Source organism: Pseudomonas sp. MWU15-20650 (assembly GCF_023242475.1).
In the GTDB taxonomy this organism is placed as follows: Bacteria; Pseudomonadota; Gammaproteobacteria; order Pseudomonadales; family Pseudomonadaceae; genus Aquipseudomonas.
Genome location: NZ_JALJFG010000006.1, coordinates 30508 through 52150, shown reverse-complemented (window position 1 = coordinate 52150; position 21643 = coordinate 30508). Strand labels below are relative to the sequence as shown.

Sequence of the window (21643 nt, the reverse complement as noted above, 5' to 3'; positions counted from 1 at the left end):
GAGCAATCCTCTCTTGTTAGACGCGTTCAATCGCCAGGGCCAAACCTTGGCCGACGCCCACACACATGGTCGCCAAGCCTTTGCTGCCGCCGGTTTTCTCCAACTGGTGCAGGGCCGTGAGTACCAACCGCGCACCGCTCATGCCCAAGGGATGGCCAAGGGCGATGGCGCCACCGTTCGGGTTGACCTGGGGTGCATCGTCGGCGATGCCCAGCTCGCGTAGCACCGCCAGACCTTGGCTGGCGAAGGCTTCGTTGAGTTCGATCACGTCAAAGTCAGTGACCGCCAGCCCCAGGCGTTCCACCAGCTTGCGTACCGCCGGCACCGGGCCGATGCCCATGACGCGCGGCGCGACACCGGCACTGGCCATGCCCAGCACACGAGCGCGGGCGGTCAGGCCGTGTTTCTTCACGGCGTCGGCAGACGCGAGAATCAGCGCCGCGGCCCCATCGTTCACGCCCGAGGCATTGCCGGCGGTGACCGTCTTGTCCGGGCCATTGACCGGTTTGAGCTTGGCCAGGGCCTCCAGGGTGGTGTCCCTTGGGTGCTCGTCGTGCTCCACCACGGTTTCGCCTTTTTTATGGGCGACCCGCACCGGCACGATTTCCTCGGCAAAGAAGCCTGCGGCTTGCGCGGCGGCGGTGCGTTGCTGGCTGCGCAGCGCGAAAGCGTCCTGGTCGGCGCGGGAGACGTTGTAGTCGTCAGCCACGTTATCGGCGGTCTGTGGCATGGCATCCACGCCGTACTGGGCCTTCATCAGCGGGTTGATGAAACGCCAGCCGATGGTGGTGTCTTCCAGCTTCATGTTGCGCGAAAACGCCGCATCGGCCTTGCCCATCACGAACGGTGCACGGGACATCGACTCAACGCCACCCGCAATCGCCAGTTCCATTTCACCGCTGGCAATGGCGCGAAAGGCCGTGCCGATCGCATCCATGCCCGAGGCACACAAACGGTTGAGGGTCACGCCGGGGATACTCTCCGGCAGGCCCGCCAGCAACAGCGCCATGCGCGCCACGTTACGGTTGTCTTCACCGGCCTGGTTGGCACAGCCAAGGAATACCTCGTCGACAGCGCTCCAATCGACCGACGGGTTGCGTTCGATCAGGGCCTTGATCGGCAGCGCCGCCAAGTCGTCGGCACGCACGCTGGACAGGCCGCCACCGAAGCGGCCGATAGGGGTGCGAATCGCATCACAGATAAAAACGTCACGCATCAGGCTTCTCCCGGTGCTTGGCCATGGGCGGCGGCCGTGCGTGCTTCAAGTTCACGCAGGGCGGTCAGTTCGGTCTCGGTCGGTTCTGCGGTGGTGCTCACCTGGTCGGCAAAGCGAATCGCCCAGCCAGTGGCGGCGACCACTTGCTCACGGGTCACGCCAGGGTGTAACGCGGTGACCACGAACTCATGGCTGCCCGCTTCCGGCTCCATGATGCACAGGTCGGTAATAATGCCTACGGGCCCCGCGCCGGGCAGGCCGAGACGCTTGCGTGAATCGCCCCCTTCGCCGTGACCGACAGAAGTAATGAAGTCCAGTTTGTCGACAAACGAGCGGGACGACTGTTTAAGGATGATCAGCACGCTCTTGGCCGACCCGGCAATCTCCGGCGCGCCACCGGCCCCCGGCAAACGCACCTTGGGCTGGTGATAGTCGCCCACCACGGTGGTGTTGATATTGCCGAAACGATCGACCTGCGCCGCGCCAAGAAAGCCTACGTCGATACGCCCGCCTTGCAGCCAGTAACGAAAGATCTCACCTGTAGGCACCACGGTATCGGCGGTTTCCGCCAGTTCGCCGTCACCGATGGACAGCGGCAGTACGCTAGGCTTGGCCCCGATCGGACCGGATTCGTAGATCAGTACCACGTCCGGCGATGAGGTCAGGCGCGCCAGGTTGGCCGCCTTGGACGGCAGGCCGATGCCGACGAAGCATACCGAGCCGTTCTTGAGGCGACGCGCGGCGGCGACGGTCATCATTTCATTGGTGGAGTAAGCCATTACTTGGCCTCCTGCGCGGTGGCCAGCTTGGCCTGGAATTCACTGAAATCGGCAGTGCCGTGGATGTATTCGTCAATCCAGGCAGTAAAGGTCTCACGGTCGCGGGCGATTGGGTCCCACGCTTGGTAGAAGCGGTTGTCACGCTCGTTATAACCGTGGGCATAGGACGGGTGTGCTCCACCGGGGACATGGCACACCGCCGTCAGGGCCCAGGTCGGCAGTACGCAGCTGTTCATCGGCGCGTTCAGGTCATCAACGATTTCTTCCACGGTGACGATGCAACGCTTGGCCGCCAGGGCCGCTTCCTTTTGCACCCCGAGAATGCCCCAGAGCAAGACGTTGCCCTTGCGATCGGCCTTTTGTGCGTGGATCACGGTGATGTCCGGACGTACCGACGGCACCGCCGCCAACACTTCGCCAGTGAAGGGGCAGGTCACGGTCTTGATCAGCGGGTTGACCTTGGGCAGGTCGGAACCGGCGTAGGCACGCAGCACTGCGAACGGCAGGCCGGAGGCACCAGCGACGTAGGCATTGGCCAAGTCGGCGTGGCTGTGTTCTTCGATCTCCAGCGGCTGTGGCCACTGTTTTTCCACGGCGTCGCGCAAGCGATGCAGGGAGCCTACCCCCGGGTTACCGCCCCAGGAAAAAATCAACTTGCGTGCGCAACCGGCACCGATCAACTGGTCGTAGATCAGGTCGGGCGTCATACGCACCAGCGTCAGGTCTTTCTTGCCTTGACGAATGATTTCATGACCTGCGGCCGTAGGGATCAGGTGGGTGAAGCCTTCGAGGGCGACGGTGTCGCCGTCATTCACGAAGCGCTTGACCGCATCACGCAAGGTGAGAATTTCAGCCATGGGGTTGGGCTCCCGGTGTTGATCGAAAATGGCGCACAGGGGCGCCGAAGTGCTTGAAGATTAAGCCGGGGGAATGGGCCGAACAATCCGATAATCGACTCAGCGTTCGATTATCGAACGGATTGTTGGCTTGCTATCAATCAGTCTCAGGTCGCATCCGCATGGCTGACCATGCCTTTGATCACCACAGCGGTTGTCGCCAAGGCGGCCGGGATCACCAGGGCGGTGAGCACCTGCTCGAAGTTCCAGCCCAGGCCGAGCAAGGTCGCGCCCATCCATGCGCCGAGGATCGCGCCAAAGCGGCCAATACCCAGCATCCACGACACACCGGTAGCACGGCCTTGGGTCGGGTAGAAGCGTGCGGCCAGGGACGGCATTGCCGATTGCGCACCGTTGACACACATCCCGGCGATCAGCACCAAGGTCGCCAACAACGTGATGTTGCCCAGGCTCTGCCCTATGGCGTAGGCAAATACTCCAGCCAGCAGGTAGAACGTGCCGATGACTTTGTGGGGGTTGAACCGGTCCATCGCCCAGCCCACGCCGACGGCGCTCAATACTCCACCAAACTGGAACAAGGCGCCGATAAACGCGGCCTGCTCCATGCTGGCGCCGCTGTCGCGCATCAGGGTCGGCAGCCAACTGGTGAGCAGGTAAACAATCACCAAGCCCATGAAGTAGGTAAGCCACAGCAACAAGGTGCCGGCGCTGTAGGTACCCGAAAAGATCACCGCAAACACATTGCGCGCCTTGACGGTGTTTTGTTCCGGCACGCTGAAGCCTGTCGCTCGGGCAACGAGGTCAGGCTCGATGGGGGACAAGGCCTTGCGCACTTTGTCGGCACCGCGATTACGCACCACCAGGTAACGCGCCGATTCCGGCAGCCACACCAGCAGCACCACGGCCAGAATCAACGGCAGGATGCCGCCGATCATCAACAAGCTGTGCCAGCCGAACGCCGGGATCAACTTGGCAGAGATAAACCCACCACCGGCCATGCCCAGGTTGAAACCACAGAACATGCTGGTCACCAGCAGCGATTTGTGGCGCTCGGGGGTGTATTCGGACAGCAGCGTGGTGGCATTGGGCATACCCGCACCCAGGCCCAGCCCGGTCAGGAAGCGCAGCACCAGGAGTTGATCGACGTTGGTGCTATAGGCCGAGGCCAGGCTGAACGCCCCAAACACCAGCACGGCGCTAACCAGCACGACTTTGCGCCCGAAGCGGTCAGCCAGCGGCCCGGAACCCAGTGCGCCGAACACCATGCCGATCAACGCGGCGCTCATCACCGGGCCGAGGCTGGTGCGGTCGATGCCCCAGTCCTGGGACAACGCCGGTGCGATGAAGCCCATGGCGGCGGTGTCGAGGCCATCGAGGAACACAATCAGAAAACACAGGATGACCACGCGCCACTGGTAGCGTGACAGCGGCTGCGCGTTGATAAAGGACTGCACGTCCAGGGTGGTGCCGACAGAAGGTTGATTCATTATTGTTATTTCCACACCGATGGGCGGGCCAACGACCTTGGGGCCGTCATTATTATTGGGGCACGCTCTAGAGCCTCCAGAGCGCTGCCGCACAGTAATAAGCCAGGGGAAACATCGTCAATTGATCACGCCGGGATCTGTGCGGTCACCGAACACCTTAGGCAAATAATTGCGCACTCAGCTCGCGACTGGCGCTGAGCATGCTGGGCAGGAAACGCTGTTCCAACTCGCTGCGGCTGACCCGCCCGGCGTGGGTGCTGACGTTGAGCGCGGCCAGTACCTGGCCGGAGGCGTCATACACCGGTACGGCGATGGAACGCAGACCTTGCTCCAACTCCTGATCGACGATGCACCAGCCCTGCTGGCGGACTTGCTGCAGGCATTCGAACAACGCTTCGGGCGTGGTCAGGGTGCGGCTGGTCTTGGTTTGCAGGTCGGCATGGTCGAGGTAGTCCTGCAACGACGCGTCGTCCAGCGCCGCGAGCAGGATGCGCCCCATGGAGGTGCAATAGGCCGGCAAGCGCCCGCCCACCGACAGATCCACGGAGATCAGGCGCTGGGTGGTCGCAGACCGGGCGATATAGAGGATGTCGTCACCTTCAAGGGTCGCCATGTTGCAGGCTTCATGGAGCTGCTCGCTCATGCGGTCCAGATAAGGCTGGGCCGAAACGGCCAGCGGTGTGGACGACAGATAGGCGTGGCCGAGCGTCAGCACTTTCGGCAACAACGAATACGTGCGCCCATCGGTGGTGGCGTAGCCCAGTTTGATCAACGTGTGCAGGCAACGGCGCACGGCGGCACGGGGGATTTCCGTGCGATGGCTGATCTGGGCGATGGTCAGGTGACGCTTGCGCTCCTGGAAAGCCTGCACCACCGCCAGGCCACGGGCCAGGGACGTCATAAAGTCCGGATCGCCGGTAAACGCCTGGATGCGCTTGGCCGGTGAAGCCACGATCGGCGGCGCCACTGACGCAAAGGAGTTGCGCAATTGATCGTTCATTTCAGGGTCCTTTCTCTTATTCTCAACCGCAGGAGGGTTGGCCGCTATTACAAGCCGCGCCCGTCAGGATACACAAGGCAGGCCCAACAACATCGGGCGATTATCGGACGATCATTCGATAATCGCAATTTGGCGACCCGGTGTAAGCGACGCCCCCTGCGCGCGCAACGTCCTTTATTAGTAGAAGAGTGCTGAATGCAGGGCGAGGGTTTTCGCAACGACTGACACCTGCCTGTAACAAAAGCCTCACACGACGTTGACGCTTTTTAACTTCATGATGATAGTGTTATTCAAATGCGCCGCTATAATGCAGCCTGTGCAGAGGTCAGCCCGGTATTAAATAGCGGGATTGGAGCTCACCAGGCGTCGTGAGATTTATGCGTCGCCGGTCACAAGTAACCGCTTATAAAGAACCGCCCCCGGCTCTCTTTCTAACTTGAACGGTTCCGCTGTTCAATTTGAAACAATCCGAGGACGACTTTCAGGCATGCCACTGCACCGTCAATAATCTCAACTCAATTAGGTAACACTGTGACGAAAGACGAACTGCGCGCGGAACTTGAGCGCCAGGAGCAACGTTACAAGGACGTTTACGGCGGGGAAGTCACCACCTACGCTGCCCAACCCGAGCCGGAACGCAAGCCATGGCGCAAGCGAGCCAGCCTGCTGGACCAGGCATTTGCTCAGGAAATCCAAAAGATTGAACAGGAACTCAAAGCCGAAGAGCCATAAGCCCTTCGATTCGAGCCTCCGGGGACTTGCTGTCTCTGCCGGTCCATCACTGGCGGAGAGCACCGCGTACCGGCGCCCGCTGGTCAGTGCCCTACTGCTGCTCACGAAATTTCATACAAATGTTTCAAGCATGACGTTTTCATGACGAAACCCGGTCTTTTCAGCCCTGTGCTTTATAAATCAAAGACTTGCCAAAGCCCCGAAAACCCTGGGATGCGCCCGTTTCGCACGTGTTTTTTCAATGAAGATTGTTACCGATGAGCAGCTAATGCATCGATTACTGAGGTTTTCTGGCATAATCGCGCCCCCTTACGACCGGGTCAGAAAACCTTCATGATCGATTTATTCAGCGGACTGGATGCTTGGGTTCTAGTGAGCCTGTTGCTCGCCCTGGCCTTTGTCCTCGCCTTCGAGTTCATCAATGGCTTTCATGACACCGCTAACGCGGTGGCCACAGTCATCTATACCAAAGCCATGCCGCCACACCTGGCCGTGTTCTTCTCCGGGGTGTTCAACTTCCTCGGCGTGTTGCTCGGCGGTGTCGGTGTCGCCTATGCCATCGTGCACTTGCTGCCGGTGGAGTTGCTGATCAATGTGAACACCGGCCATGGCCTGGCGATGGTCTTCTCTTTATTGGCCGCGGCGATCACCTGGAACCTGGGCACTTGGTACTTCGGCATCCCTGCCTCCAGCTCCCATACCCTGATCGGCTCGATCCTCGGTGTCGGCCTGGCCAACGCCCTGATCAACGATATCCCGCTGGCTGACGGGGTTAACTGGCAGAAAGCAGTCGATATCGGCGCCTCCCTGGTGTTCTCGCCGATGGCCGGTTTCCTCGTCGCAGCCCTGGTGCTGGTCGGCCTGAAATGGTGGCGCCCGCTGTCGAAGATGCACAAGACCCCGGACCAGCGCCGCAAGCTCGACGACAAGAAACACCCGCCGTTCTGGAACCGCCTGGTCCTGGTGATTTCCGCCATGGCCGTGAGCTTCGTGCACGGTTCCAATGACGGTCAGAAAGGTATCGGCCTGATCATGCTGGTACTGATCGGTATCGTGCCGGCACAGTTCGTACTCGACCTGGGCAGCACCACCTACCAGATCGAACGTACCCGTGACGCCACCTTGCACTTGAACCAGTTCTACCAGCGTAACCACGAGACCCTCGGTGAGTTCCTGGCCCTGGGTAAAAGTGTGAAGGACGACCTGCCAGGCAAGTTCCAGTGCAACCCACAGCAGACTGAGCCGACCATCAATGCTTTGCTGGAGACATTGAAAGGTGTCTCCGACTACCATTCGCTGACCTCCGACCACCGCATTGAAGTACGTCGCTACTTGCTATGCCTGGACGACACCGCGAAGAAAGTCGGCAAGCTGCCGGGCCTGGACCCACGTGAGAAGTCCGACCTCGACAAACTGCGCAAAGACCTGACGGCCACCACCGAGTACGCGCCTTTCTGGGTGATCCTCGCGGTCGCACTGGCCCTTGGCCTGGGCACCATGGTCGGCTGGAAACGCGTGGTACTGACCATCGGTGAGAAAATCGGCAAGCAGGGCATGACCTATGCCCAGGGCATGTCGGCACAGATCACCACCGCGAGCATGATTGGCCTGGCCAACATCTTCAGCCTGCCGGTTTCGACCACCCACGTGCTGTCGTCGGGTGTTGCCGGCACCATGGTTGCCAACAAGAGCGGCCTGCAAGGCGGCACGGTGAAGACGATCCTGATGGCCTGGGTCTTGACCCTGCCCGCCACTGTCGGCCTGTCGGCCGGGTTGTTCTGGTTGGCGTCCAAGGCATTGGGCAACTGATAACCAACGGCTGAAAAAGAAGGTGCGACCGCTCTGAGCGGTCGCACCTTTTTTTATGCGCAACGTTTATTGAGCGCCGCTGAATCCCGCACAAAAAAAGGGCGACCGAAGTCGCCCAAAATGCCTTGCGTGCTCATGTAACCCGGAAAAACCTATGGTTTTTTACGCTTGTTCGCGTCTTTCCAGATAAAAATTCCAAACCCTACAAAAAACATCACCATGAGGCTTACAGTCAGCACTCCGGCAAATACCACATTATCGAAAAACATGACCGGCCTCCTGCACGTGCCCTGTTGCGATAGGACTAAGTTAATGGAGAAGGCGAGTTGGAAAATTGACGAGGATCAATGTCGCCCGCAACGGGGCGTAAAGAAGGGCAATAACTGACCTGCATCAACAAAGGCAGGTTGTTTCAACGTTTTTTCGGTTTGTTCTTGGGTTTCTTCTTGGCCTTACCTAATGGCATCGCCTGTTCAAACGCCTGGCGCACTTCATTCAAGCGTTTATCATTGAGGTCATGCACACGCTTGGCACGTTCGGCATTCAGGTCGATCAACTTGTCATCATCACTCATGGCTTGGCTTACGTCGTGGCGGGAAGACCTCAATAATGCGGCCTCCCCCGTCCGACGGCAAATAAGCTCGCGACAAAATGCAGGTCATCGACCAAAATCGGCACTTTCCAGCCTGCCCAGGAGGCGCACTCAGGTGGCACTGCACAAGGAGCTTCCCCCGCTGCTGGCCCTGCGCGCTTTCGAGGCCGTGGCGCGGCACTTGAGTTTTATCAAGGCGGCGAGCGAGCTGTCAGTGACCCAAAGCGCCCTCAGCCATCAGGTCCATAAGCTCGAACAGCACTTGGGCAAACCACTGTTCATCCGGCGTACCCGTGCGATTGACCTGACGGTAGACGGTCAACACTACTACGACGACATCCGTCCGGCCCTGGATGCCATCGCCGCCGCCACCCGTAGCCAACGGGCCGCGCCCAGCCCCCGCGTCTTACGTATTGGCCTGCTGGCATCCTTCGCCACCCTGTGGCTTGCGCCGCGATTAGCCGAGTTCCTCAACCGCTATCCGCATATCCAGGTGGAGCTGCTGCCCGCGATTCAACTGGCCAATGTCGCGGCGGCCGAGGTCGACCTGGCCATCCGTTATGGCAAAGGCGACTGGCCTGACGTGCAAGCCACACGGTTGATGGCCGAAACCCTGTCACCGGTATGCAGCCCGGCCTTCAAGGCCAGTCATGTGCGTAACGGTCCCTTGTTGATGGCCACCTCGCACCGCCCTTTCGAGTGGACAGATTGGTCCGCGCATTACCACGTCGACCTCACCCATCATCCCCGCGTGATGCTGCATGACTACAACATCGTGGTCGAAGCCACCGTGGCCGGCCAAGGCATCGCCATGGGCCGTCATCGCTTGATCGAGCGCAAGCTCCAGGAGGGTAGCCTGGTGGAAGCGTTCGACTGGCCGCCCTATCACAGCGAAATAGGCTATTGGCTGATCGCCGCCCAAGGCCCTCTGAGCGAAGCCGCCGAGTGCTTCAGCCAATGGCTGAAGGAAACCTGCGCCGACACATGAGTTTTATCGATACGTCGAGTGAGATCTATCCGTTTGTCGACCCTCGATGCAACCCACATGCTGAAACCTCCTGACCCAAGAGGCTTCAACATGAACGACTCCATCCACCAGCGCCTGCACACCCTCGGCCTGACGCTGCCCATCCCCAGCCAGCCAGCGGCCAACTACATCAACCATGTCATCAGCCGGAACCAGCTGTTCATCTCTGGGCAAATTCCTATGGTCGATGGCAAACCTGCCTACATAGGCCGCCTGGGCGAATCCCTCAGCGATGAAGAAGGTGCCCAGGCGGCGGAGCTGGCGGCACTGGGCCTGCTCGGGCAGTTAAGCGATGCCGTTGGGGATGACCTGTCGCGTGTGGTGCGCACTTTACGCCTGGGTGTATTCATCGCCAGCAGCGCAGACTTCCAACGCCAGAGCGTGGTCGCCAATGGGGCGTCGAACCTGCTGGTCAACGCCCTCGGCGACAAGGGCCGGCATGTGCGTACCGCCGTGGGCGTTTCCAGCCTGCCAGCCGGCGTCGCCGTGGAGGTGGACGCGATTTTCGAGTTGCAGCCGTGAGCCCGTTCGAGGTTCAACACCTGCGGGACGCCACACCCGGTTGCCAGTCGGGCATCGTGCACTTCAACCACGCCGGGGCGTCCTTGCCCAGCCAGGCGACCCTCGACGCCATCATCGACCAGTTGCAACGCGAAGCCCGCGACGGCCCGATGGAGGCCAGCGAGCACGGTGCCGTGCTGGTGGAGAAAGCCCGTCGCGCGGCCGGGCAACTGCTCAATGCACCGGCCTCGTCAATCGCCTTTACCAGCAGCGGCTCGACCGCCTGGAACCTGGCATTCCAGGCACTGGGCCCTTGGAAGCCGGGCGATCGAATCCTGGTGGGGCGGCAGGAATGGGGCGGCAACCTGGCGAGCATGGCACTGGCCGAGCAGGCGGGGGCGCGGGTGGACGTCATCCCCTGCGATGAAACCGGTGCCGTCTGCCCGGCGGCGCTGGAATCGATGCTCGATGCAAACGTGAAGCTGATCGGCCTCACCTGGCTCCCCGCCAACGGTGGCCTGATCAACCCCGCCCAGGCCATCGGCGTCGTGGCCCGGCGTCACGCCATCCCCTACTTCATTGACGCCGGCCAAGCCGTCGGCCAGGTGCCGGTGGATGTGCAAGCGTTACAGTGCGATGTGCTCAAGTCGGCTGGCCGCAAACACCTGCGAGGGCCACGGGGTACAGCCCTCTTGTATGTGCGACCGGCGTTTCTCCAGCACCTGAACCCCGCCCAGCGCGACGTGCTTTCAGCCCCCTGGACGAGCGAGGGCTTTGATTTGCGCGACGACTCACGGCGCTTCGAAACCAGCGAAGCCTCCCTCGCCTTATTGGCCGGGTTGGGTAATGCGCTACAAGAGATGAACCGACTGGGGATAGGGCGCGTATGGGAAAGGGTTGCGCAGACCAGTGCGCGAATTCGCGCTGCGCTGCGCCAGATGCCCGGGGTTTCCCTGCATGACTTAGGTAGCGCCCAATCCGGATTGATCGCCTTCAACCTGGCGGGCTGGGATGGGTTTGAACTCAAGCGACGCCTGGGGCTCAAGCACATCAACATCGGCGCCAACGGCATCGCCTACACGCCACTGGATATGCAGGCGCGCGGGCTGGCCAGTATTGCGCGAATTTCCGTCAGCCCCCTCAACAATGATCGCGATATCGAGTTACTGATGGCAGCCCTGGAAGCGCTGCGCGACTAAACTTCGACGTCTACCCACAAGCCCTGGCGTGGCGCATCCTCGATCAACGGCGCCACCGGCACGGTGTTGTCGGCGTTCAGCACATCGCCGGGGATCGGCAGGTGCGCATCGGGGTCGTCGTCAGCTTCGCGCCGGCGTTTCTGCTGCTCCTGCTGCCGGCGCTGTTCTTCACGCAGCAGCAACGTCGATTGCTCGGCATCGCCTTTGTTCAGGTCGATCGTGCTCTCGTTGGAGCCCGGTTGCACCGGCACCACGGGTGGGATATCCGGCTTCTGGCGCGCCGGATCGAGTTGCGACGTGACCGGCACAACACTCAAGGGCAACATGGGTGGCAGCATGGTTTCTAGTCTCCTGTTCAGCAGACTGTCGGCTGCGGGGGCAGCGACTTGAGCGCCAAGCCGCCAACTTGTGAACCAATCGTCATCTATCTGACAAACATATCGCCCTTTTTCTTGCCGCTTGAAGCTTAAAGCTTGAAGCTGCACCTATTCCTTTTGGTCTGGAAGCCGTGTTCCGTTAGAATAGTCGGCTTTTTCACGGCGGGAGTCAGGCAGCATGGCGCAGCAGTATCAACCGGGGCAACGCTGGATTAGTGACAGCGAAGCAGAGCTGGGGTTAGGCACCGTTCTGGCACAGGACGGCCGCTTGTTGACCGTGCTCTATCCGGCCACTGGCGACACTCGCCAGTATGCGCTACGGAATGCGCCCCTCACTCGCGTGAGGTTTTCGCCGGGTGACAGCATCACCCATTTCGAAGGCTGGAAAATGACCGTGCAAGAAGTCGACGATGTCGACGGCCTGCTGGTCTACCACGGCCTCAATGGGCAGAACGAGCAGGTCACCCTGCCGGAAACCCAACTGTCCAACTTCATCCAGTTCCGTCTGGCCAGCGACCGTCTGTTTGCCGGGCAAATCGACCCGCTGGCCTGGTTCTCGCTGCGCTACCACACCCTGGAACACACCAGCCGCCAACTGCAGTCCTCCCTGTGGGGCCTGGGTGGCGTGCGTGCGCAGCCGATTGCCCACCAACTGCACATCGCCCGTGAGGTCGCTGACCGTATCGCGCCACGGGTATTGCTGGCGGACGAAGTGGGCCTGGGCAAGACCATCGAAGCCGGCCTGGTGATCCATCGCCAGCTGCTCTCGGGCCGCGCCAACCGCGTGCTGATCCTGGTGCCGGAAAACCTGCAGCACCAGTGGCTGGTGGAAATGCGCCGCCGCTTCAACCTGCAGGTTGCGCTGTTCGACGAAGAGCGCTTTATCGAAAGTGATGCCGCCAATCCGTTCGAAGACACCCAGCTTGCACTGGTTGCGCTGGAATGGCTGGTGGACGACGAAAAGGCCCAGGACGCGCTGTTCGCCGCCGGCTGGGACCTGATGGTGGTCGATGAAGCCCACCACCTGGTGTGGCATGAAGACAAAGCCAGCCCGGAATACAGCCTGGTCGAGCAGCTTGCCGAGGTCATCCCGGGCGTACTGTTGCTCACCGCTACGCCGGAACAACTGGGCCAGGACAGCCATTTTGCGCGCCTGCGCCTGCTGGACCCGAACCGCTTCCACGACCTGCAAGCCTTCCGTGCCGAGAGCGAGAATTATCGCCCCGTGGCCGAGGCCGTGCAGGAGCTGCTGGACAAGGGCCGCCTGTCGCCGACGGCACACAAGACCATTCAAGGTTTCCTGGGCGACGAAGGTGAAGCGCTGCTCACCGCCGTCAACGATGGCGACACTGAAGCCAGCGCGCGCTTGGTACGTGAGCTGCTCGACCGCCATGGCACCGGCCGTGTGCTGTTTCGCAACACGCGTGCCGCCGTGCAAGGTTTCCCGGAGCGCAAGCTGCACGCCTACCCGCTGCCGAACCCGGATGAATACCTCGAATTGCCCCTGGGCGAACACGCCGAGCTCTACCCGGAAGTCAGCTTCCAGTCGCAGCCGGACATCGAGGAAGAAAACCGCTGGTGGCGCTTCGACCCGCGCGTCGAGTGGCTGATCGACCAGTTGAAAATGCTCAAGCGCACCAAGGTCCTGGTGATCTGCGCCCACGCCGAAACCGCCATGGACCTCGAAGACGCCCTGCGTGTGCGCTCCGGCATCCCGGCCACGGTGTTCCACGAAGGCATGAACATCCTCGAGCGTGACCGTGCTGCGGCTTACTTCGCCGACGAAGAATTCGGCGCCCAGGTGCTGATCTGCTCGGAAATCGGCAGTGAAGGTCGCAACTTCCAGTTCTCCCACCACCTGGTGCTGTTCGACCTGCCGTCCCATCCCGACCTGCTGGAACAGCGCATCGGCCGTCTGGACCGGATCGGCCAGAAGCATGTGATCGAACTGCACGTGCCGTACCTGGAAACCAGCCCGCAAGAGCGCCTGTTCCAGTGGTACCACGAAGCGCTGAATGCCTTCCTCAACACCTGCCCGACCGGCAACGCCTTGCAGCATCAGTTCGGCCCGCGCCTGCTGCCGCTGCTGGAAAACGCCGATGACGGCGAGTGGCAAGCCCTGATCGATGAAGCCCGCACCGAACGCGAACGCCTGGAGCAGGAACTGCACACCGGCCGCGACCGTTTGCTGGAACTCAACTCCGGCGGCGCCGGTGAAGGCGACGCACTGGTAGAAGACATCCTTGAGCAAGACGACCAGTTCGCCCTGCCGATCTACATGGAAACCCTGTTCGACGCCTTCGGCATCGACAGCGAAGACCATTCGGAAAACGCACTGATCCTCAAGCCCAGCGAAAAAATGCTCGACGCCAGCTTCCCTCTGGGCGACGACGAAGGTGTGACTATCACCTACGACCGTAACCAGGCTTTGTCGCGCGAAGACATGCAGTTCATCACCTGGGAACACCCGATGGTGCAAGGCGGCATGGACCTGGTGCTGTCAGGCTCCATGGGCAACACCGCCGTGGCGCTGATCAAGAACAAGGCACTCAAGCCGGGTACCGTGTTGCTGGAACTGCTCTACGTCAGCGAAGTGGTCGCCCCACGCTCGCTGCAACTGGGCCGCTACCTGCCGCCAGCTGCCCTGCGCTGCCTGCTGGATGCCAATGGCAATGACCTGTCCAGCCGCGTGTCGTTCGAAACCTTGAACGACCAGTTGGAAAGTGTGCCACGGGCCAGTGCCAACAAGTTCGTGCAAGCCCAGCGCGATCAATTGACACCGCGTATCAACGCCGGTGAAGAGAAGATCACCCCACGCCACGCCGAGCGTGTGGCCGAGGCCAAGCGCCGCCTGGCAGCAGACACCGACGAAGAGCTGGCGCGCCTGACCGCGTTGCAAGCGGTCAACCCGACCGTGCGTGACAGCGAGCTGGTTGCCCTGCGCAACCAGCGCGAGCAAGGCTTGGCCATGCTCGATAAGGCGGCGTTGCGATTGGAAGCGATTCGGGTGTTGGTGGCGGGTTGATAATCCGCTGAACGTAAAAGGCCCGCTTAGTGCGGGCCTTTTTTATTCACATGAGAATACCGCAGCCTGTAATTGCCTCTTCGCGAGCAAGCCCGCTCCCACATTTTGGAATGCATTCTCCTGTGGGAGCGGGCTTGCTCGCGAAAGGGTCACCGCGGTCTCACGCCGTTGCCGCAGCCGCCGGCACCTCAACCGCACTCAACCCTTCCTTCATCCGCTTGGCATCACGCACAAAACTGCGCGAGGCCTGAAACAGAAACAGCATGGTCAACAACAGCGCCACCGGAATCAGGTACATGGCGTCGTGCAACCCCACCGCTTTATACGCCTCGGTCATCTGCGAGGCGCCATCGGCATACATCGCCGAATGGGCAAAGTGATCAGACAGCCCGCCGACCACCACCGGCCCCATGCCACCGCCCAGCAAGTACAACCCGGCAAAAAACAGTGCCATTGCCGTGGCCCGCAGGCGTGGCTCGACCACGTCCTGAATCGCCGTGTACACACAGGTGTAGAAGTTGTAGGCAAACAACCAGCCCACACTGAACAACGCGACAAACACGCCAATTTCGATACGCCCGGCATGCAACGCCCACGCGGTGGTGATCGTGGAGATAATCAAACTGCATGCCGCAAACAACAATCGGCCATTGGCGACCCGCTGATGGATCTTGTCGGCCATCCAACCGCCCAGGGTCAGGCCCACCAGGCCAGTCAACCCGACAATCACCCCAGTGGCAACGGCCGCATCCTGCAGCGGCATCAGGAAATAACGCTGCAACATCGGCACCAGGAACGAGTTGCACGCATAAGTCGCAAAGTTAAAGCACAGCCCGGCCAGCACCAGCCACAGAAAGGTCGGCACCGCCAATACTCGGCGGATCGGGCGATCGACACGCTCCTGGGAGACGAGCACGGTTTCCGCCGCGCCACGCTTGGGTTCCTTGATATAGAACATGAACACCGCCAGGATCAGCCCCGGCACCGCCGCGATAAAGAATGGTGCGCGCCAGCTGTCGAACGCCTTGACCATCGCGCCGATGGTGAAGAATGCCAGCAACAGGCCCAATGGCAGGCCGAGCATGAAAATCCCCATGGCCCGGGCGCGGCGGTGGGCGGGAAACAGGTCACCAATCAGCGAGTTGGCCGCCGGTGCATAGCTGGCTTCCCCAATGCCGATGCCCATGCGTACCAGCAGGAACGTCCAGAAACTGCCAACCATGCCATTGAGCGCCGTCAACCCGCTCCAGGCGAACAGGCCCCAGCCCATCAATTTGCTGCGGGAGCCGGTATCGGCCATGCGCCCGAGCGGCAGGCCAGCAACGGCGTAGACAATGGTGAAGGCGGTGCCGATGATACCGAGCTGGAAGTCGCTCAAGTGCCATTCCATGCGGATCGGCTCGATGATGATCGCGGGGATGGTGCGGTCAAAGAAGTTGAACAGGTTGGCGAGGAACAGCAGGAACAGAATGCGCCAGGCATTCGCCGCTTGGGTCGAGTTCTGCATGGGTCCGTCTCTTTTATTGTTATGAGAGCTGCGATGCCCGATGCATCCTGCCCGGTACCTGCAACATAGTCAGGCAGGCCCTGGTTGTCTGTAATGATTCGTAAAGCTGATAGGGCATGATTTCAGCCGCAATCACGGGACTTCGCCTACAAAAATATAAGTTCCTCCCCCCCTTCCCAACGGCCATGGCACGGATAGAATGGCGAGCCTTCCGTAACACCCAAATCCTACTTTCTTATCGATGACGCCCATGTCCGAAGCCAGTCCGTGCCTGAATTGCGGTGCCTGCTGTTCACACTTTCGCGTGTCTTTCTTTTGGGGTGAGTGCGCCTCATCCGGGGGCACGGTGCCCGATGACCTGGTGGTGCAGATCAACCCCAGCCGCGTGGCGATGATCGGCACCGACCAGAAGCCTGCACGCTGCTGCAGCCTTGAAGGCGAAGTCGGGCAGGCCACCAGTTGCTCGATCTATGAGCAACGCTCCAGTGTGTGCCGCGAGTTCGATTCGTCCTGGAGCCAGGGTGTGCAGAACGTTGACTGCGATGCCGCCCGCGCTGCATTCGGCCTGGCGCCACTGGAAGCGCCCCCCTTCGTGCTGGACCTGCCCATCAGCGCTTAGCACCAAACGCTATGGATGGCATGCCAAAATCATTGAAAGCAAAGTGCCATTATTCATGATGGATTCTGCGAGGCTCCTATACTCGACCTCATAGGTCATCGCCTCGGGCCGTGACGTGACGCTATGACAGGACATGCTATGGAATGGCTGGGCCAGCATTTTTTTACCGAACTCCCAGAGAGCGGGCACTTACTACTCAACTGCAGTCATAACCCCTTTCTGGTGCTACTGGCTTATCTGGTCGCCTGCGCAGCGGGCTTCGGCACACTGGACATAGCGGAGCGCGTCGGCCATGTAGAAGACCCTACCGCCCGCCGTCATTGGCGCTGGATAGGGGCCGGTTGCCTGGCGGGTGGTATCTGGTCGACCCACTTCATCAGCATGCTGGCCTTCCAGGCCCCCATCGCCATTCATTACGAACTGATCCTGACGTTCGCCTCGCTGGTCATCGCCCTGATCGCTTCGCTGTTCGCCATGCAGACTCTCAGTCATTCCCACCTGCGGTTCCACCAATATCTGCTCGCCTCGGTATGGATGGGACTCGGCATCTCGTTGATGCACTACATCGGCATGTCGGCCATGCACTCCCAGGCCCAGGTGTACTTCGAGTCCAAGCTGTTCATCGCGTCGATCGCAATTGCCATGGGTGCCAGCCTGGCGGCGCTGTTGCTGTCGAGCTACCTGCGCAACGGTGCCGGTGTGTTTCACCAACTGCTTAAATACGCCGCCAGCCTGGTGCTGGGCGCCGGAATCCTGAGCATGCACTTCACCGGCATGGCGGCCATGCAAATGCTGGTACCTGCCGGGGCTGATCTGTCGTTACCCGTGGACAACAACCCGATTCAATTGGGCCTCTCAGTCGCGGTGATCACCCTGCTGGTGATTGGCAGCAGCGTCAGCGCAGCCCTGGCGGACAAGAAACTGCAGCACAAGGAACGCGACCTGCGTCGGGTCAACGCGCTGCTGAGCGAACTGGACCAAGCGCGTGCCTCGCTGCAACAGGTGGCCCACTATGACGCGTTGACCAACCTGCTCAACCGCCGGGGTTTCAATCAGATCTTCGCAGAGAAAGTCGCAGAAAAAACCCGATACCAAGGCATGATGGCGGTGATCTTCCTCGACATCGACCACTTCAAACGTATCAACGACAGCCTTGGGCATGATGCCGGCGACCAGCTGCTGAGGGTGTTGGCCGGACATATCAAGGGTTCCGTACGTAGCCATGAGGATGTGGTCGCGCGGTTTGGCGGGGATGAGTTCTGCATCCTCATCAGCATCCACCATCGCGATGAAGCGCGGCACTTGGCACAACGCATCATGCAAAAGATGAAAGAGCCCATCGAACTGGCGGGCCGGCGCATGGTGATGACCACCAGCATCGGCATCAGCCTGTTTCCCGATGACGGCCAGACCTGCGAAGAACTGCTCAAGACCGCTGACCTGGCGCTGTACCAATCCAAGGATGCCGGACGCAACAGCCTGAACTTCTTCAGCTCCAACCTCAAAACCCGCGCATTCCTCGAACTGCAACTGGAAGAGGAACTGCGCGCCGCCCTGCGCACGCGCAATGAACTGGTGCTGTTTTACCAACCCATCTTCGACATGAAGCAGGGCAAGGTCACTCGCCTGGAAGCCCTGGTGCGTTGGCAGCACCCGCAACACGGGCTACTGGCCCCGGAGCGGTTTATCGGCATTGCCGAGAGCAACGGGTTGATTGCCGAGTTGGACCACTGGGTTTTACGCCAGGCTTGCCACGATCTGAGTTTGTTGTCCGATCGGGGCTACACCGAATTGAACATGGCCGTGAACTGCTCGGCCCTGAACCTGGCCCGTGACGAGTTGGCCGATGAGATCGAGGACGCCCTGCGCTTTGCCGGGATTGCCGCCAACCGCCTGGAACTGGAAGTCACCGAAAATGCGCTGATGGGCAATATCAGCAGCACGCTCGCGCTTTTGCGACAAATCCGGGCGTTGGGGGTATCACTGGCAATCGACGATTTCGGCACCGGCTATTCGTCGCTGGCCTACCTCAAGCGCCTGCCGCTCAACACCCTGAAGATCGACCGTTCCTTCATCCAGGACATCCCAAAGTCCACCGCGGATATAGAGATCGTCCAGGCCATTCTCGGCATGGCCCACACCCTGCACTTGCAGGTGGTCACCGAAGGTGTCGAAACCCAGGCGCAATTCGACCTCCTACTCAAGCATGGCTGTGACTTCATCCAGGGCTACTTGCTGAGCCCGGCGGTACCTCTGGGCGACATCATCGGCGTGATGCAGGGCATTCAGATGCGCAACCCGCTCTACCCGTTCGGTGTGGAAGGCAACAAAGACACGCCGACGCCAAAGGACCCTGCCCTGGGCCGCGCCGCGCCGTCCTCTGTTGTCAGGCCAATTCGCTGACGCCGAATCTTTGGCATTTCGCCATCATTTGCCTAAAGAACGCCGACGAACGGCCGATTCATCAGAGTCCGGCCTGTATTCCCCTTGAAACATCAGGGTTAAACCCGACCGTCCCGGACTAAGACGCACTGTAAAGTCGCGAACTCTCATTCAGTGACGGCTCCTGGATTTTTTGAGCCGTCCGTCCAGGTACATGGCGCACAATGACTTCCAAAAATAACTCTGCCACCGAGATCTTCGATGTGTTGCCGACAGCTCCTGCGGAAAAACCCTCAGGTTCAAAGTCATTGAGCAATGCGCGCCCGCTGGCCACCCAGCAGTACTTGTACTTCACCGAGACCCATACTGACCGCATCCTCGATAACCTCGACGGTCTGCGCGACATGGTGTTCCCGCGCTCGCCCCAACAGGAAGGCGACGGCGACCCACGCAACGAGCAGGAGTTTCCCTCGGTCTGCCTGATCGGCCTGGGCCGCTGCGGTTCGAACATCGCGCTGGACGTGGCGGAGTTGGTGTACAACGCGCGCAAGTTCTACCTGAACGAATTCAGCACTGAAGATAAAACCGCGGATAAGGGCTACAGCCCCGCCCAATGGATCCGCAACAACCTGCGACTGGGCGGCGGCAAGGCCACCAAGCCGGTGTTCCTGGTGGAACCCTTGGTGATGCTGGGCGACCTCGACAAGGACATCGCCGGGCGTATCCGCTTCTCACGCAAGGGCGAAAAAAGCGGCTTCCTGCGCGACTACAGCAAGATGAAAATCATGGACTTGTCCGAAGTGCATGCCGGTGGCGCCGGTAACGCGCCGATCCTCGGCCAGTACCTGGCCAAGATCATTCTCAACAAAGACACCCAGCGCTTCTCCAGCCCCGACTGGAAGATGATCCACTCGTACCTGATCGACTCCTGCGGCATCAAGGCCAACCAGTCGCGCCTGTACTTCTCGATCTTCAGCGCCGGCGGCGGCACGGGGTCGGGCATGGCCTCGGAATTCGGCCTCGCCCAGCAACACTCATACATGAACAAGACATTCGACACCAAGCCCGCCGACGAGCACGACAGCAAAAGCGGCCACGCCTTCGTTTTCGAGCCGATCTTCACCAGCGGTATCTGCGTGCTACCGAACATCTCCGACCACCGCAGCGAAATGTCCGAAGCGCTGCACATCAATGCCGGGCGATTGCTGTGCAAATACCTGTCGGAAGAATGGGACTTCTCATACAACTTCGACAACGAAGACAGCAGCGAAGCCAGTGTGAAAGGCCGCATCCGCCCGTGGAACGCGATGATGCTGATTTCCAACGACATCATGCGTTACGCCGAAGAAAGCGACGACGGCAATATCCAGAACATTGACGTCAATGCCATGGAAAAGCACGCCAACCAGTACATTTCCCAGCAGATCTTCAACATCCTCACCGCCCAGGCGGTGACCACCGATTACGACCAGAACTACTTCCGCCGCGCGGGCATCGACATCGGCGAAACCATCCGCCTGGATGCCAACGACCTGTTTATGAGCCTGGCCGGTCCGGTGGCGATTGCCTACGCCGAATCCGTGGTACCGGAAACCCCGGCGCCGTCGAGCGACAAGTTCAAGGTGTTCGATAAAGAACCCCAGCGCTTGAACATCGACGACCTGTTCTTTCGCTCCATCGACTTGCCGCACTTCAACAAAGTCACCCAGGCAATTGAGGGCATCAGCCTGCTGCCGATCGAGTCCAAGCGCTACAAGGCGTCCCTGGAGCAGTACAAGAATTCCGGCTACGACGCGGCGGCCTTGCACGACCTGCACTTTTTCAAGAACTGCTCGTCGGTGGTCTCAATCGTCTCGCTGCCCAAGGATTACAAGCTGTCCTACATGGACCTGAACCGTCTCAAGACCCACCTCAACAGCCTGTTCCCCAACACCACGCTCAAGCGCTATGCCTTGGTAATTGGGGCGTCGGCCAACTTGTCGTTGACCACATTGATCGCCAAGAGCCCATGCCTGTCGGATGATTTCCTGACCTTGATCGTGGCGTTTATCAAACGCTGCTTTGCGCGCAATCCGTACCGGTTTGATGACACGCTGGACAATTCGATCCTGGACTTCATCATCCACGAGCACTTCGACGAAGACCGTATCGACGAGCTGCTCAATGAGTTTGAAAACCCGGCGAAGATCCTCGACACCAACTGGTACGCGATCAAACCGATGTATGAGAAGAAGTACCGCGAGCTGATCAACGACAAAGAGAAGTTCGTGTCGATCAATGACATTCGCCTGTCACGGGACTGCGTGAAGAAGGCGATCAAGTATTTGCGTGAGATTTACCGCCACCGGATTGGCAAGACCAAGGTGATCTCGCTGAATAACCATACTGGCAAGACCGCTTGAGCCGGTGGTGGCGAGGAGAGCTTGCCCCTCGCCACCCCATTCGCCTCATAACAAGAAACAATTGCGCGGGCCATTCGCCCCCTGCAAAACTGTTCCCGTGACGTGCACGTCACCCTCACCTGTGACGTTTCT

At 60.3% G+C, this 21643-nt stretch carries 18 protein-coding genes; 9 read left to right on the top strand and 9 right to left on the bottom strand.

The features are described from left to right. Positions 1-16 precede the first annotated feature (16 nt). The 5 genes from pcaF to pcaR form a co-directional block, all read right to left on the bottom strand. Entirely contained in the window at positions 17-1219 is a 1203-nt protein-coding gene (gene pcaF / locus M5B43_RS07840) for a 3-oxoadipyl-CoA thiolase (RefSeq protein WP_248749676.1), read from the bottom strand. Further along, positions 1216-1995 (bottom strand): CoA-transferase subunit beta, encoded by a 780-nt coding sequence (locus M5B43_RS07835; RefSeq protein ID WP_248749554.1) that lies wholly within the window; start codon positions 1993-1995, stop codon positions 1216-1218. The genes pcaF and M5B43_RS07835 overlap by 4 nt, the downstream gene beginning before the upstream one ends. Further along, complete coding sequence (locus M5B43_RS07830) at positions 1995-2852, bottom strand: CoA transferase subunit A (RefSeq protein WP_248749553.1); 858 nt, start codon at positions 2850-2852, stop codon at positions 1995-1997. The genes M5B43_RS07835 and M5B43_RS07830 overlap by 1 nt, the downstream gene beginning before the upstream one ends. A gap of 146 nt (positions 2853-2998) precedes the next feature. Then, a complete protein-coding gene (locus M5B43_RS07825) occupies positions 2999-4339 on the bottom strand; it encodes an MFS transporter (RefSeq protein ID WP_248749552.1) in 1341 nt (446 codons plus the stop codon). A gap of 157 nt (positions 4340-4496) precedes the next feature. Next, on the bottom strand, positions 4497-5339 hold the full coding sequence (pcaR, locus tag M5B43_RS07820) for a pca regulon transcriptional regulator PcaR (RefSeq protein ID WP_025855315.1): 843 nt from the start codon (positions 5337-5339) through the stop codon (positions 4497-4499). Positions 5340-5870: 531 nt separating this feature from the next. Here pcaR and M5B43_RS07815 point away from each other — a divergent pair. Both M5B43_RS07815 and M5B43_RS07810 read left to right on the top strand, forming a co-directional pair. Then, positions 5871-6071 carry a hypothetical protein gene (locus tag M5B43_RS07815; protein ID WP_003172389.1) on the top strand — a complete coding sequence of 67 codons (201 nt, stop codon included), beginning with the start codon at positions 5871-5873 and terminating at the stop codon, positions 6069-6071. Between the two features lie 333 nt (positions 6072-6404). Next, positions 6405-7880, top strand: coding sequence for an inorganic phosphate transporter (locus M5B43_RS07810; protein WP_248749551.1), 1476 nt, complete (start codon positions 6405-6407; stop codon positions 7878-7880). A 152-nt stretch (positions 7881-8032) separates the two neighbouring features. On the opposite strand, the gene ccoM is transcribed toward M5B43_RS07810, so the two are convergent. Continuing rightward, entirely contained in the window at positions 8033-8149 is a 117-nt protein-coding gene (gene ccoM / locus M5B43_RS27225; RefSeq protein ID WP_049709599.1) for a cytochrome c oxidase subunit CcoM, read from the bottom strand. A gap of 143 nt (positions 8150-8292) precedes the next feature. Continuing rightward, a complete protein-coding gene (locus tag M5B43_RS07805; RefSeq protein ID WP_003172386.1) occupies positions 8293-8454 on the bottom strand; it encodes a hypothetical protein in 162 nt (53 codons plus the stop codon). Positions 8455-8587: 133 nt separating this feature from the next. Between M5B43_RS07805 and M5B43_RS07800 the strand changes: the two genes are divergently transcribed. From M5B43_RS07800 to M5B43_RS07790, 3 genes are all read left to right on the top strand, one after another. Beyond that, positions 8588-9460 carry a LysR substrate-binding domain-containing protein gene (locus M5B43_RS07800; protein WP_248749550.1) on the top strand — a complete coding sequence of 291 codons (873 nt, stop codon included), beginning with the start codon at positions 8588-8590 and terminating at the stop codon, positions 9458-9460. A gap of 90 nt (positions 9461-9550) precedes the next feature. Further along, the gene (locus tag M5B43_RS07795) at positions 9551-10021 is read left to right on the top strand and encodes a RidA family protein (protein ID WP_248749549.1); all 471 of its coding nucleotides are present in this window, start codon (positions 9551-9553) and stop codon (positions 10019-10021) included. Continuing rightward, positions 10018-11199 (top strand): aminotransferase class V-fold PLP-dependent enzyme, encoded by a 1182-nt coding sequence (locus M5B43_RS07790; RefSeq protein ID WP_248749548.1) that lies wholly within the window; start codon positions 10018-10020, stop codon positions 11197-11199. Before M5B43_RS07795 ends, M5B43_RS07790 begins: the two co-directional genes overlap by 4 nt. On the opposite strand, the gene M5B43_RS07785 is transcribed toward M5B43_RS07790, so the two are convergent. Next, positions 11196-11537, bottom strand: coding sequence for an aspartate-semialdehyde dehydrogenase (locus M5B43_RS07785; protein WP_248749547.1), 342 nt, complete (start codon positions 11535-11537; stop codon positions 11196-11198). The two genes, M5B43_RS07790 and M5B43_RS07785, sit on opposite strands and share 4 nt — an antisense overlap. 217 nt (positions 11538-11754) lie before the next feature. On the opposite strand from M5B43_RS07785, the gene rapA reads away from it, so the two are divergent. Then, positions 11755-14601 (top strand): RNA polymerase-associated protein RapA, encoded by a 2847-nt coding sequence (gene rapA / locus M5B43_RS07780; protein ID WP_248749546.1) that lies wholly within the window; start codon positions 11755-11757, stop codon positions 14599-14601. A gap of 160 nt (positions 14602-14761) precedes the next feature. On the opposite strand, the gene M5B43_RS07775 is transcribed toward rapA, so the two are convergent. Further along, positions 14762-16108 carry an MFS transporter gene (locus M5B43_RS07775; protein WP_248749545.1) on the bottom strand — a complete coding sequence of 449 codons (1347 nt, stop codon included), beginning with the start codon at positions 16106-16108 and terminating at the stop codon, positions 14762-14764. A gap of 250 nt (positions 16109-16358) precedes the next feature. Here M5B43_RS07775 and M5B43_RS07770 point away from each other — a divergent pair, with 250 nt between their 5' ends. From M5B43_RS07770 to M5B43_RS07760, 3 genes are all read left to right on the top strand, one after another. Continuing rightward, positions 16359-16727 carry a YkgJ family cysteine cluster protein gene (locus M5B43_RS07770; RefSeq protein WP_248749544.1) on the top strand — a complete coding sequence of 123 codons (369 nt, stop codon included), beginning with the start codon at positions 16359-16361 and terminating at the stop codon, positions 16725-16727. Positions 16728-16865: 138 nt separating this feature from the next. After that, the gene (locus M5B43_RS07765) at positions 16866-19130 is read left to right on the top strand and encodes a bifunctional diguanylate cyclase/phosphodiesterase (RefSeq protein ID WP_248749543.1); all 2265 of its coding nucleotides are present in this window, start codon (positions 16866-16868) and stop codon (positions 19128-19130) included. A 203-nt stretch (positions 19131-19333) separates the two neighbouring features. Continuing rightward, positions 19334-21511 carry a hypothetical protein gene (locus tag M5B43_RS07760; RefSeq protein WP_248749542.1) on the top strand — a complete coding sequence of 726 codons (2178 nt, stop codon included), beginning with the start codon at positions 19334-19336 and terminating at the stop codon, positions 21509-21511. Positions 21512-21643: the final 132 nt, after the last annotated feature.

Coding starts and splice junctions, on each gene's coding strand:
- M5B43_RS07825 (WP_248749552.1), bottom strand. CDS start 4,339: ATGAATCAACCTTCTGTCGGCACCACCCTGGACGTGCAGTCCTTTATC.
- M5B43_RS07785 (WP_248749547.1), bottom strand. CDS start 11,537: ATGCTGCCACCCATGTTGCCCTTGAGTGTTGTGCCGGTCACGTCGCAA.
- M5B43_RS07830 (WP_248749553.1), bottom strand. CDS start 2,852: ATGGCTGAAATTCTCACCTTGCGTGATGCGGTCAAGCGCTTCGTGAAT.
- pcaR (WP_025855315.1), bottom strand. CDS start 5,339: ATGAACGATCAATTGCGCAACTCCTTTGCGTCAGTGGCGCCGCCGATC.
- M5B43_RS07760 (WP_248749542.1), top strand. CDS start 19,334: ATGACTTCCAAAAATAACTCTGCCACCGAGATCTTCGATGTGTTGCCG.
- rapA (WP_248749546.1), top strand. CDS start 11,755: ATGGCGCAGCAGTATCAACCGGGGCAACGCTGGATTAGTGACAGCGAA.
- M5B43_RS07765 (WP_248749543.1), top strand. CDS start 16,866: ATGGAATGGCTGGGCCAGCATTTTTTTACCGAACTCCCAGAGAGCGGG.
- M5B43_RS07775 (WP_248749545.1), bottom strand. CDS start 16,108: ATGCAGAACTCGACCCAAGCGGCGAATGCCTGGCGCATTCTGTTCCTG.
- M5B43_RS07810 (WP_248749551.1), top strand. CDS start 6,405: ATGATCGATTTATTCAGCGGACTGGATGCTTGGGTTCTAGTGAGCCTG.
- ccoM (WP_049709599.1), bottom strand. CDS start 8,149: ATGTTTTTCGATAATGTGGTATTTGCCGGAGTGCTGACTGTAAGCCTC.
- M5B43_RS07770 (WP_248749544.1), top strand. CDS start 16,359: ATGTCCGAAGCCAGTCCGTGCCTGAATTGCGGTGCCTGCTGTTCACAC.
- M5B43_RS07835 (WP_248749554.1), bottom strand. CDS start 1,995: ATGGCTTACTCCACCAATGAAATGATGACCGTCGCCGCCGCGCGTCGC.
- M5B43_RS07805 (WP_003172386.1), bottom strand. CDS start 8,454: ATGAGTGATGATGACAAGTTGATCGACCTGAATGCCGAACGTGCCAAG.
- M5B43_RS07795 (WP_248749549.1), top strand. CDS start 9,551: ATGAACGACTCCATCCACCAGCGCCTGCACACCCTCGGCCTGACGCTG.